The organism is Pseudoalteromonas qingdaonensis (genome assembly GCF_038739665.1).
GTDB lineage: Bacteria > Pseudomonadota > Gammaproteobacteria > Enterobacterales > Alteromonadaceae > Pseudoalteromonas > Pseudoalteromonas qingdaonensis.
Map to the genome: position 1 here is coordinate 30,924 of NZ_JBCGCU010000018.1, position 12,610 is coordinate 43,533.

The following is a 12,610-nucleotide window of genomic DNA, read 5'->3' on the forward strand; positions in this document are numbered from 1 at the left end:
AGGTAATGGCCGATTTTTTTAGGAGCGCAGCATGAGTCAGTTTTTAATAGCGGACGATCACCCATTATTTCGAGAAGCCCTGAAAGGCGCGCTGACCAAGCAATTTGAGCCCTTGGAAGTGTTGGAGTCGGATACCTTCGATACCACCTTGGCGGTGCTTGATAAGCATGAAGACCTGGATATTTTGCTGCTGGATTTACATATGCCGGGCAATGGCGACTTGTACGGTCTTATCCGTATTCGCGAAGATTATCCGGATTTACCCATAGCCGTGGTCTCTGGCAGTGAAGACCTGCAGGTAGTATCTAAGGTTATGGGTTATGGCGCCATGGGCTTTATTCCCAAGTCGTCATCGGCGCAGGAAATCGCTGACGCCATCAATGAAATTCTTGAGGGCGAAGTTTGGTTGCCTGCGGATATCAAAGACAAGGTGGAAGGCATCAGTGGTGAAGATAAGCAGCTTGCGGCCCAGGTTGCATCATTAACGCCACAGCAGTATAAGGTTTTAAGTTATTTACACGAAGGTTTGCTCAATAAGCAAATCGCTTATGAACTGAATATTTCCGAGGCCACGGTGAAGGCGCATATTACCGCCATCTTCCGTAAACTCGGGGTGTATAACCGTACTCAAGCGGTACTTATTGCCTCCAAGTTGCAACTTGAGGCCATGGAAAGCCAACAATAATCAAAAAATAAGGCTAACAGGCAAGGCCAGGAGTGCCTTGCCAGCAAGTGCAGCTTTAATCAAAGACGACGGTGCGGTTGTCATTAACAAAGAGCTTATGCTCGGCGGCCAGCTCCAGCGCCTTACAAAACACCAGCTTTTCCACATCCCGCCCTTTTTTGGCCATGCTTTCGGCGCTGTCCGCATGGGTGACATTAGTTACCTGCTGCAAAATAATCGGTCCTTCGTCGAGCTCATTATTCACAAAGTGGGCGGTCGCGCCTATGATTTTTACGCCGCGTTCAAAGGCCTGATGATAGGGCTTGGCGCCAATAAAGGCGGGCAGGAAAGAGTGGTGAATATTAATAATGCGCCCGGCAAATCGGGCAACAAATTCCGGGCTTAAAATACGCATATACTTGGCCAGGCCAATCAAATCCGGATTGTATTCGGCAATTTTATCGGCCACCAGGCGGTCATGCTCGCTGCGACTTAGGCCTTCATGGCTAATGCAGTGAAAGGGCACATCAAAGCCCTGTGCTAGGGGTTGTAAGTCCGGGTAGTTGGCTACCACCGCCAGCACCTCGATATTCAAGGCCTGCTCAAAACACTTTAATAATACCCCGCCAAGGCAATGGGCTTCCTTGGTCGCCAACAAAACCACCTTAACTGGCTCGTCGCCATGGAGCGAGAGTATGGAGTTACTCGGTAAAATAGCTTCTAGCTGAGCCTCCAGGTCGATATTGCTAAAGTCGCCATCAAGCTCGGTACGCATAAAAAAGCGGCCATGGGCCTTGTCGACAAATTCATTATTGCGGGTGATATTGAGACCATACTCAAAGCACAGGCCGGTGATCTTGGCGATTAACCCTTCTTGGTCCGGGCACTGCGCCAGTAAAACCTTTTTCATTACTCATTCCTGTTGGTGTTAGACGAATTGCCATTATGCTCAGGCTCCTGGCGTAATGGCAATGGTACTTTTTCATAAGGAATGATTTAGCAGCGCCTTTAATTTCGCGGGCTTAACCGGCTTGGAAAGATAATGCACACCGGCATTTTTTGCCGCCAGCTTTAACTGGTCATCGCGCACTGCAGTGATCAAAATAGCCGGTATCTCTTTGCCTCTTAGGGCGCGGAACTTTGCTATCAGGGCCAGGCCATCATCACCTTCACCAAGCTGGTAATCCATAAAGATAATATCGATATTGGTGTCGCTCTCGATAACAGCCTGCGCTTGTTCAGCGCCTTGACAACCATGGCAGCGGGCGCCCCATTTGCTGAGCAGATGACGCATGGCTTCGATATTGGCGGCCTCATCATCGACCACCAGCACATCATAATGAGATTGAGCTGCAGCGCTGGTTGCCGGAAGGCTGGAACCTTGAATTCGAGCCAGTGAGCCGTAGGGCACTTCAACCTTAAAGCAACTGCCCTTGCCGAATTGTGAGCGCATGGTCAGGGGATGAGACAGCAGCTCGGCCATACGCTTAACCACCCCAAGTCCAAGGCCGACACCCTTGTTGTCGCCGGACTCAACGCGGTAGAAATCATCGAATATTTTTTGCTGCTCGTGATCTGTAATGCCCAGACCCGTATCCCACACTTCTATGCTGAGATGGTGTTTACGGCGGCGACAGGCAACCAGCACCTTGCCGCTTGGAGTGTATTTCACCGCATTGGAAACCAGATTCTGAATGATGCGGCGCAGATAGGTGGTATCGCTGTGAACAACTTCATTGCTTGAACGCAGGGTCAGTTTCAGGCCCTTGTCAGCGCATAAAATAGCGTATTCATTGACCAGGGGCGTAAGAATATCGTCGATATGAAAGTGGCGCGGCGTGGGCGACATGGCACCTTGGTCGAGCTTGGCAATATCGAGCAGGGCAGACATCAGGTGCACAGTGCTGTCTAGGCTATCACCGAGCTTGGCCAGGCTATTGGAGTTGTGGGTGCTTAGCTCCTGCTCGTCCATGGACGCCAGATACAGACGTGCAGCATTGAGGGGCTGGAGAATATCGTGGCTGGCTAGGGCGAGAAAGCGGGTTTTACTGTCGTTAGCATGCTCTGCTTCTAGTTTTGCCGCATTTAGCGCCTGCTCAATTTGCTCTCGGCTGGCGATTTGCGCCTTAAGATCCTGGTTCATGGCGCGCACTTCCTGGGTCCGCGCTTCGATGCGGTTTTCCAAGTCCATATTGATCTCTTCCAGGGCGTTTTGTGTTTCCATGTGCGCGGTAATATCAGAAAAACTGGTCACAAAGCCGCCGTCCGGCAGCGGGTTACCAATCATTTCAAACACCTGGCCATTGCGTCGATGACGAATAAAGTGATGGGGGGTGCCGTTACGCAGGTGTCGCACCCGTTTTTCCACATGCTGTTCTATTTCGCCGGGGCCGCATTCACCGCGCATGGCGTTATAGCGGATCACCTCTTCTATGGGTTGGCCTTGCTGTAGAAAGCCGTCGGGGTAGCCAAACATCTGCGCGTAGCGCTTGTTCCAGGCCACCAGATTAAGGTCCTTATCGACCACGGAAATACCATGACTGAGATTTTCTAACGAGGTAAACAAGAGGTTTTGGTTAAAGCGCAGCGCCTGCGTGGTTTCATCGAAAAAGTTGACCACTTCCTCAAAGGCCAGGCGTTTGCCGCTGGCCACGGTTTGGATCAGCGCTTGTGCCGAGGAGGCGCCAAGCACCCCGGTCAGGGCACGCTCGCAATAGGCGATAAATTCATTGGTTGGTCTGGCGTTGTTATCGTCTATATCTTCGCTCAGGCTGTAATGAGCCAGCACCTGGGTACTGCGCTGGGCGCCGAGGAAGGTTTGCAGCAGCACTTTAAAGTCATACACAGTGGCATCAACATTCTTATTCAGGCGCTTGGCAAAGTTCAGCTGCTCCATGGGATTAACAAAAGCAGCGGCCTGAATGCGGTCGATAAGGCGCTCCTGAGCCCCTAAAGAGAAGCTGATATAGCAGCAGATATTGGCGAACAGGGCAATTAAGGTGCCCTGGGTGATCAGGTTTTGCTGGGCACCGCTGTCGAGCGCCGTGGTGGCGCTCATAATGGGGATGAGCAGGAACAGGGTCCAACATACTACGCCAGCGGTCAGGCCCGCATACACGCCATAGGCATGGCCCTTACGCCAATACAGGCCTCCAACTATGGCCGGCAGTAACTGGGTAACCAAAGAAAAGGCCACCAAGCCCATGGAGGCCAAGGTTTCACCATGACCAAAAACCTGCTGATAGAGATAAGACAGCAGCAATATGGCGCCTATGGTAAAGCGTCGCACCAGTAAGATACGCGAACGGTAGCCGGTGTTGATATGGCTGCGGCGGAACTTACGCTTAAGTAACAGCGGCAGCACCACATCATTGGAGATCATGGTGCTCAGGGTCAGGGTCGCCACTACTATCATGGCGGTGGCCGCCGACAAGCCGCCGATAAAAACAAAGGTAGTCAAAATACTGTGACCGCTGCTTAGCGGCAGTGCCAATACAAAACTGTCGGCGCTATGGCCATGGCCAATTTCCGGCATTATGGCGGCGCTGGCGATGGGAATAATCATCAGCGCAATAAGTAGTAAATACAGGGGGAAAGCCCAGCGCGCCGTGCGCAGATGGCGGATATCCTGGTTATCAACCACGGTAACATGAAACTGGCGTGGCAGGCAGATGATGGCCGCCGCCGCCATCAGGGTCTGGCCGATAAAGCCAAAGCTCAGCACCTGGGAGTCTTGCCAGTGCTGCCATACGGTATCAAGAGAAACGCTCTGGGGAAGGCTGTAAAAGGTATATAAAGCGAGACCGGCAACAAAGACCAGGGCAATCAACTTAACCAGGGATTCAAAGGCCACAGCCAGCATTAAACCGGAGCGGTACTCGGTCACATCCACCTTGCGAGTGCCGAAGAAGATGGCAAACACCGCCATGATCAGCGCCCCGCCCAAAGCCAGCACAGGGCCTGATATCTTGGAGTCTCCCGACAATAAGATAAAGCTGCTGGAGAGCGCCTTAAGCTGCAGAGCGATATAGGGAATGGTGGCCATCAGGGCGATAAAGGTAACTAGAATTGCCGTTCGCTGCCGTTTGCCGTAGCGCGCCGAGATAAAGTCGGCAATGGTGGTGATATTTTGCTTTTTACTGACCAGCACCAGTTTGCGCAGGAAGCCCTGAAAGAAAACAAATAATAAAATAGGCCCGAGCAAAATAGGCAAGTAGTTCCAACCATCGTTGGCGGCTGTGCCCACCGAGCCATAGTAGGTCCAGGAGGTACAGTAGATCCCCAGCGCCGATGCGTACACAAAGGGGTGATGGCTGATGTACTTGGCCCAGGGCGTGGTTTTATCGCCCCAGTTGGCTAACCAAAACAACACGGATATATAGGCCAGAGATACAAGAATTAAAGCTAAGGTCATGGTGCAAGGGTTATTTTTATAAGTATCCCTACCATAGCAAAAGCCCATGGCGAATAGCAGTGCTTTTGTCGCGCACTCGCATGCGACTAAGGGTTATTAGACTAATGTATAAACCTCAAAAAATGCCGTGACAGCCATTTTTACAATCGATCGAATCTTTGTTATCTATATGTTTTTATTGGTTATTTTTGATTTTGCCTAATTCCCCTTTTAAAGGTTAACTTTTTGTTACGACTAAGGTCTGAATTTCCTCTTGGCTAAGCATTGCTAGATTCAAAAGTGATGATAACAACCGTTCATGCCCTTGGGTATGATGTAAAGGGGATACAAAATGGCTTTTAAAGATGATGAACACGCTAAGGCCTATTGGAATGAAAACCTCAGCCTGGTATTTAAATTACTGGTGGTGTGGTTTGTGGTTTCTTTTGGTTTTGGCATTTTGCTAGTCGATGTACTCAACGAAGTACGATTCTTTGGGTTTAAACTGGGCTTTTGGTTCTCGCAACAAGGCGCAATTTATACCTTTGTAGCTCTTATTTTTGTCTACGCATACAAAATGAATGCGTTAGATAAGAAATACGGCGTAGACGAATAAGGAGCACAATGATGGATGTTCAAACGCTTACTTTTTTAATTGTTGGTTTGAGCTTTGCGCTCTATATCGGCATTGCTATCTGGGCCCGTGCCGGCTCAACCAATGAATTCTATGTTGCCGGTGGTGGTGTACCGCCTTTGGCTAATGGTATGGCCACGGCCGCAGACTGGATGAGTGCAGCCTCGTTTATTTCTATGGCGGGGATCATCTCCTTTGCCGGTTATGACGGTGGCGTATATCTTATGGGTTGGACCGGTGGTTATGTACTACTGGCTCTGTGCCTGGCGCCTTATTTGCGTAAATTCGGCAAGTTTACTGTGCCGGACTTTATCGGTGACCGTTACTACTCTCAAGCGGCCCGTGTGGTAGCTATCTTCTGTGCCATCTTTATCTGCTTTACCTATATTGCCGGGCAGATGCGTGGTGTGGGCGTGGTATTCTCGCGTTTCTTGGAAGTAGATATTGAAACCGGTGTATATATCGGCATGGTGATCGTATTCTTCTACGCCGTACTTGGTGGCATGAAAGGCATTACCTATACTCAGGTTGCTCAGTACTGCGTACTGGTATTCGCTTACCTGGTTCCGGCTATCTTTATTTCCTTGATGATGACAGGTCACCTGCTACCACAAACCGGTTTTGGTGCCACCTTGTCTGACGGCTCAGGCGTCTACCTGCTTGATAAGCTAGATGGTCTCAGTGGGGAGCTCGGGTTTTCCCAGTACACCGAAGGCTCCAAGAGCATGATCGACGTATTCGCTATTACCGGCGCCCTGATGGTCGGTACCGCGGGTCTGCCTCATGTAATCGTGCGTTTCTTCACTGTACCTCGCGTTCGTGATACCCGTATCTCGGCGGCCTGGACCCTGATCTTTATTGCCATCGTTTATACCACGGCTCCGGCGGTTGCATCATTCGCTCGCGTGAACATGATTGACACCATTAATGGTAAAGACGGCAGCGGTACCTTGTATGAAGATGCGCCGCAATGGATTAAAAACTGGGAAAGAACCGGTCTTATCACCTTCAACGACAAGAATGAAGATGGTCGTATGCAGTATTCAGCGGGTAAGATTGATGATCCAGCCAGCGCCAATGAAGTGAATGTAGACCGCGATATCATGGTACTTGCGAACCCTGAAATTGCCGACTTGCCAGCCTGGGTAATTGCTTTGGTAGCCGCCGGTGGTATTGCCGCTGCACTATCGACAACCGCGGGTCTGCTATTGGTTATTTCAACCTCGGTTTCTCACGACTTGTTGAAGCGTACCCTTAAGCCGGATATCAGCGATAAACAAGAGCTATTGGCGGCGCGTTTAGCGGCCATGATAGCCATAGGTATCTCTGCTTACTTCGGTATTAATCCGCCAGGATTTGTGGCCTCTGTGGTTGCCTTTGCCTTCGGTTTAGCGGCGGCGAGTTTCTTCCCGGCCATTATTATGGGGATTTTCTCAAAACGCATGAACAAAGAAGGTGCCATTGCCGGTATGGTAACGGGCATAGGTTTTACCGCCGCTTACATCATCTTCTTCAAGTTTGTAAGCCCAGAGCTAAACAGCGCCGAGCATTGGTTATTCGGCATCTCACCTGAAGGTATTGGCCTTGTGGGTATGCTGGTTAACTTCGTGGTAGCTGCTGTGGTACAACGCATGACAGCGGAAACCCCGGATGAGATCAAAGAAATGGTTGAGGGCATTCGTAATCCTAAAGGTTCAGCTGCGGCCCATGCACACTAAGGTGCACTAACTAAATTTGCAGTTCACAAGCCCGACCTTAGACCAAGGTCGGGCTTTTTTTGTTGTTAAATAGGTCCTAGATTTAGTCTTGTTACCACATGTGTTTAGGACGTGGACTATGAGTGCTCAGCATCAGGATATTATTGACTTTGTCACCCAGCAGGCGCCATTTAATGCCTTGCCAGACTCTGCCTGCGATTATTTTACCCATCATTTAGAGGTAATTTATGTCACCCGGGAAAATCAGCATCAATGGCTGGACTCCGCTTATCCCAAGTTATTTTTACTACGCAGCGGTGTGATTGAGTTGGTGGCTGCCGACGGCGAGCCTATTGCGCGCCTCACCGGGGGCGACTATTTTGGTTATCCCTCCTTGCTTAGCGGCGAGAGTATAAAAAACCGCATCGAGGTGAAGCGTGAAGCCCTGGTCTATATGCTCTCGCAAGCGGACTTCGATTATCTGCGCCACGAATATAAGGCCTTTGAGCAATATTTTGTCCGAGCTCATTCAAACCGCCTTTTGTCGTCCAAGTATCAGCACCATGGCGATAGTTGGTCGGAGCGCAAAATTGCCCAGTTAATGACGCGCCAGGCCATTACCCTGACCCCGGATGCCAGTATTCGCCAATGCGCACAAACCATGAGCGAGCATAGAGTGTCTTCCATTATGGTGACTCAGGGGGAGGGCCAGGAAGCGCGCTTAATTGGCGTGGTCACCGACCGGGATTTACGCTCGCGGGTGCTGGCCAAAGGTGTGGACCCACAGTGCAGTATTGCCGAAATCATGAGTGTTGATCCCAAGTTTATTTTTGAAAACAATCGAGTGTTTTCGGCCATGCACCTGATGCTCAAACACAATATTCACCATTTGCCGGTGCTTAATGAGCTGCATCAGCCGCTCGGCATGGTCACCTCTACCGATTTGCTGCGCCAGCAAAAAAGCGACCCGGTGCAATTGATTGGCCGTATTTATAAGGCCAGCGGGGTTGCGGATTTAAAACGCTACGCTCAGGAAGTCCCCGAGCTACTTGAGGGCTTTGCCTATCATATTGATGACATCAGTTTGATTGGCAAGTTACTCAGTGGCATCAGTGATGCCCTGACCACGCGTTTAATTCAATTGTTTCAGCAGCGCCACGGCGATGCCCCAGCCCGCTTTAGCTGGATTTGCTTTGGCTCTCAGGCCCGCGAAGAGCAAACCCTGCACTCGGATCAGGATAATGGCCTGCTCTTGCCCAATGGCTTGGATGAAGAGCAGCTCGAGTATTTTAAGGACATGGGGGAGTTTGTTTGTCAGCATTTGGATGTGTGCGGTATCAGGCGTTGCCCCGGCAATATTATGGCCAGCAATGCCGCCTGCCGCCTGAGTCTGGGTGGCTGGCTTGATAAGTTTGACCGCTGGCTGTCCAGTCCGACGCCGGAGGCCATGCTTAATTGCAAGATTTTCTTCGATATACGTTTTATCAGTGGCTCGAGTGATTTGTTCGCTACCTTTAGCGAGGCCTTATCGGCGCTTAAACCCGATCAGTTCTTCTACCGCGCCCTGGCCAGTGAGTTAAATCTAAACTCTGTGCCCATAGGCCTGTTTAATCAACTTAAAACCGAGGCCGATGCCGAACGCCATAAATACATAGACTTAAAACACCGTGGCATAGTGATCATCAATGATATTGTTCGCCTCTATGCACTGCAGGCCAATATTCGCCATGCCAGTACCTTGGAGCGCCTTGATGCGCTTAGTAAAACTCAGTGGTTGTCGAAAAAAGATATTTTTGATCTTAAGGATTGCTGGCGCTATCTCACCCAGTTGCGCCTGCGTGCCCAGCTTGATAACGAGCCGCTGCCCAGCAACTGTATCAATCCCGATGGCTTGACCTCTCTGGAACGGCATCAATTAAAAGAGGCCTTTTATCTGGTGCGTCAGGCACAGCAGGCGGCGACCTTTAAATTTGCCCGCGGGAGTCTGTAACCATGACCTATTCCTGGTGGCAGCAAGTGAAGTCGCAGCTGGGGTTCGATCCCCATGGCCTGTCACAGCCTTGGACCAGCCACAGGTATGTGGTGGTGGATTTGGAGTTAACTGGTTTAAACCCCAGGGAGCATGAGGTGGTGTCGCTGGCCTGGGTGGTGATAGAGCAGCAAAGCATTAAGCTCAGTCAAAGTGGTCATCTGCTTCATCAAGGGGTGTCGGAGTTGGCGCAATCGCCTATTTACCACGGTATTACCGCCGAGCGTTTGCAGCTTGAGGGGTTACCCATGGCACAAATACTGGAGCGCTTTGGCGGTGTATGCGCCGACAGTATTTTGGTGTTTCACAACAGTTTGCTTGATACCCGTTTTTTGCAGCGGGTCTGCAAAGAGCACAAGGTGCAGTTACCTCGCATCGCCTTGGATACCTTGAAAATTGAGCAAAGGCGCTTGGCACGTCAGGGCTCGGATATTGCCTTTGATGCCTTGTCCTTGGAAGCCTGTCGATCGCGTTATGGCTTAATGTCGCATACGTCCCATGATGCGCTCAGCGATGCCTTGGCCACCGCCGAGCTGTTTTTGGCTCAGGCCAACCAGATCAGTAAGCGTGAACCCGTGCCTTTAAGCGCCTTGATCACGGCTGGGTGATCTCTGGTAGTTTGTTTTCCTGCCAGCCTAACCAGTCGCCTTCAAGATGATATACCTGTTTAAAACCAAGCTCTTGCAAGGTGCTTATCGCCATGGCTGCGCGGCGGCCGCTGCGGCAATAAACCACTATGGGGTGCTCTTTATCTAGCTCGGCGGCATGATCCGCCAGCACATTATGGCTGATGTTAACGGCCCCCTTGATATGCCCTTGCTGATATTCTTCACTGGTGCGCACGTCCAATAACTGCATTGGCTCGGCATTAAAGCGGTCAACCAAGAGTTGCTGCGCAGCTATATCTGTTGCTTCGCCTTGTGCCATACTTAAAGGCGAGCAAAAAAGTGCGATTGCGGCGATAAGCGCCGCGCCGGTGTTTTTCATCATATATCTTCCCCTTGTAACTAAAGCGCCTGAGCGCCGTTTATTCCAACCTACTGCTATTGCAACCAGCTTAATGTTTTAAAATTGCGGCTGCTGATAACCATAGCATAACTTTTTGTCGGTCTGAATTGTGTTTTTGCACGTCGCGAGGCCCACTTATTTCGTGCTATCATTGCCGCCATTTACTAAGTAATGCAGGCTGATCTTTGAGGTTGGCTTTGTTATATTATTACAATTATTTATTGTGTAGAGTGAGTCGTCGTGGCCGAAGTCAGAGCTAGGGTCCATTTAAATGTGGGCAAAAAAAGTGATATTCCTGCGGAAATCGCATCTTTTAGTGGGTTAAAAGATGGTCAGGAACATGTTGCCTTAATTTTTAACCAAGCGGATGAGCAACAAACGCCTCTAATCCGTATGCACTCAGAGTGCCTGACCGGCGATGTATTTCACTCCAGCCGCTGCGATTGCGGCGAGCAGCTTAATGAAAGCATAGAGCTGATGCACGAGCAGGGCGGGGTGCTGCTGTATCTACGCCAAGAAGGGCGCGGCATTGGTTTATACAATAAGCTCGATGCCTATGTGTTGCAGTCTCAAGGCATGAACACCTATGAGGCCAATAATCATCTTGGCTTTGCCGATGACCTGCGGGATTTCTCCGATGCTGTGTTAATGCTTAAGGCGCTTGGCATTAGCCAGGTTAAGCTGATGACCAATAACCCCAAAAAGCTCGATGCCTTGCGTAACAATGGCATAGAAGTTAAAGCCGTGGTTGGCACCCATGCACATATTAAGGTGGGGCAAACCGGCAATCAGGCGTACCTGGAAACTAAAATAGCCCATGGTGCGCATATGCTGGATATTAAAAAAATTAAGAAATCATAAGCGCAATACGCAAAAGGAAGATTAGTCATCATGTCGATAGAAATACGCGTGCACAAAGCCGGCGCGGGAGCCAGCTGGTATAAAGCTGGTTTGGATATTTTCCAACGCCAGCCGTTTATTTTTATGTTTATGTATTTGTTTATGGCCGCCGTGGGCATGATGAGCTTTGTTTTGCCGCTGCTAAAAATTCCGGCGGCCTTGGCTACACCGTTTTTATTGGCCGGCTTTTATCAGGCTGCCTTGCGCCGTCAACAGGGGCATAAGGTTGCCTTTGCCGATATTCTTAATGTGTTTTCCCAAAAGGGCAGACGTATGCTGCTGTTTCGTGTGGGTCTCTACCAAATGGGCGCGGCTCTGCTGTTAGGCATGGTGAGCAGCTTGCTATTTGCCGATGCAATCGCTGTGCTTAGTCAGCCGGATATCGACCCGCAAGTGGCGCTGCAAGAGTTAGCGCAAAGTTTCTCCTTCCCCGCGGTAGCCCTGATCTTAGTGCTATTTAGTATCTATTTGTGTGCTTTTGCCTTTGCCGTGCCCCTGGTTTATTTTGGCGGCCATACGTCAATGTGGGAGGTAATGAAGGCCAGTCTGTTGGCGTTTTACTGTAATATGGCAGCAATGACGGTTTATGGTCTGATCGGCGCCGCTCTGATGCTGGTCTGTGCGATTTTGTCTCTTATTCCTCTTCTTGTTGTTATGCCGATTTGCTACATTAGCTTATTCATCGCCTTTCAAGCGATATTTATGCCGCAATTACAGCACCATGAAGGTGAAACAGCCACAGTGGATAGGGCTCAAAATGAGCAGGCAAAGACGCAGGAATCACATTCTTCCGATGGCCGGTTTGACGCTTAATGGATGAGCGCGAACAGCAAAAACAAAAGAATTATGTGCTCTGGTTACTGGGGCGCCAGGAATACAGCCGCAGGGATTTGCAGCGTAAATTGCAGCAACGTCAGGTACCAGAGGAGTTTGCCACTAAGCTGTTAGACTGGTGCGAGCAACAGGGATTTTTGGACGACAACCGCTATTGCACCAGCTTTATTCGCCGGGCAATAGATAAGCGTCACGGACCGCGCCGTATTTGCGCCGATGCTCAGCAAAAGGGTCTGGATAAAGACCAGGTCGCTGGGGCCTTGGCAGAAATGGACATCGATTGGTTCGAACTGGCTCTCGAGGCCTACCAGCGCAAATTTAAGGCGCTGGGAAAACAACTAGATTATAAGGAAAAAGCCAAACGTATTCGTTACTTAACGGCGCGTGGCTTTGACTACCAACAAATAGAATTTGCACTTGCAAGTGAAGCGACAGACGAGTGAGAAAAACG

At 50.2% G+C, this 12,610-nt stretch carries 11 protein-coding genes; 8 read left to right on the forward strand and 3 right to left on the reverse strand.

What is annotated here, in order from left to right; translation table 11 throughout:
• Positions 1-31 precede the first annotated feature (31 nt).
• A complete protein-coding gene (locus tag WCN91_RS13510; protein ID WP_342679897.1) occupies positions 32-685 on the forward strand; it encodes a response regulator transcription factor in 654 nt (217 codons plus the stop codon).
• A gap of 55 nt (positions 686-740) precedes the next feature.
• Here the strand turns inward: WCN91_RS13510 and purU are convergent, their stop codons facing one another.
• Together purU and WCN91_RS13520 are read right to left on the reverse strand one after the other, a co-directional pair.
• Entirely contained in the window at positions 741-1,574 is an 834-nt protein-coding gene (purU, locus tag WCN91_RS13515) for a formyltetrahydrofolate deformylase (RefSeq protein ID WP_342679899.1), read from the reverse strand.
• Positions 1,575-1,646: 72 nt separating this feature from the next.
• Positions 1,647-5,078, reverse strand: a complete 3,432-nt coding sequence (locus tag WCN91_RS13520) for a PAS domain-containing hybrid sensor histidine kinase/response regulator (protein WP_342679901.1) — start codon at positions 5,076-5,078, stop codon at positions 1,647-1,649.
• Positions 5,079-5,409: 331 nt separating this feature from the next.
• On the opposite strand from WCN91_RS13520, the gene WCN91_RS13525 reads away from it, so the two are divergent.
• The 4 genes from WCN91_RS13525 (at position 5,410) to WCN91_RS13540 (ending at position 10,025) form a co-directional block, all read left to right on the forward strand.
• Positions 5,410-5,673, forward strand: coding sequence for a DUF4212 domain-containing protein (locus WCN91_RS13525; RefSeq protein WP_342679903.1), 264 nt, complete (start codon positions 5,410-5,412; stop codon positions 5,671-5,673).
• A gap of 11 nt (positions 5,674-5,684) precedes the next feature.
• Positions 5,685-7,409 carry a sodium:solute symporter family protein gene (locus tag WCN91_RS13530; protein ID WP_342679933.1) on the forward strand — a complete coding sequence of 575 codons (1,725 nt, stop codon included), beginning with the start codon at positions 5,685-5,687 and terminating at the stop codon, positions 7,407-7,409.
• Between the two features lie 118 nt (positions 7,410-7,527).
• Entirely contained in the window at positions 7,528-9,378 is a 1,851-nt protein-coding gene (locus WCN91_RS13535; protein ID WP_342679905.1) for a DUF294 nucleotidyltransferase-like domain-containing protein, read from the forward strand.
• Between the two features lie 2 nt (positions 9,379-9,380).
• On the forward strand, positions 9,381-10,025 hold the full coding sequence (locus WCN91_RS13540) for a 3'-5' exonuclease (protein WP_342679907.1): 645 nt from the start codon (positions 9,381-9,383) through the stop codon (positions 10,023-10,025).
• On the opposite strand, the gene WCN91_RS13545 is transcribed toward WCN91_RS13540, so the two are convergent.
• Positions 10,012-10,407 carry a rhodanese-like domain-containing protein gene (locus WCN91_RS13545; protein WP_342679909.1) on the reverse strand — a complete coding sequence of 132 codons (396 nt, stop codon included), beginning with the start codon at positions 10,405-10,407 and terminating at the stop codon, positions 10,012-10,014. The two genes, WCN91_RS13540 and WCN91_RS13545, sit on opposite strands and share 14 nt — an antisense overlap.
• 258 nt (positions 10,408-10,665) lie before the next feature.
• Between WCN91_RS13545 and WCN91_RS13550 the strand changes: the two genes are divergently transcribed.
• Genes WCN91_RS13550 through WCN91_RS13560 form a run of 3 tightly spaced genes read left to right on the forward strand, consistent with a single transcriptional unit; the run spans position 10,666 to position 12,602 of the window.
• Positions 10,666-11,286 (forward strand): GTP cyclohydrolase II, encoded by a 621-nt coding sequence (locus WCN91_RS13550; RefSeq protein WP_342679911.1) that lies wholly within the window; start codon positions 10,666-10,668, stop codon positions 11,284-11,286.
• Between the two features lie 30 nt (positions 11,287-11,316).
• Positions 11,317-12,138, forward strand: a complete 822-nt coding sequence (locus WCN91_RS13555) for a BPSS1780 family membrane protein (RefSeq protein ID WP_342679913.1) — start codon at positions 11,317-11,319, stop codon at positions 12,136-12,138.
• Positions 12,138-12,602 (forward strand): regulatory protein RecX, encoded by a 465-nt coding sequence (locus WCN91_RS13560; RefSeq protein ID WP_342679915.1) that lies wholly within the window; start codon positions 12,138-12,140, stop codon positions 12,600-12,602. The genes WCN91_RS13555 and WCN91_RS13560 overlap by 1 nt, the downstream gene beginning before the upstream one ends.
• Positions 12,603-12,610 lie beyond the last annotated feature (8 nt).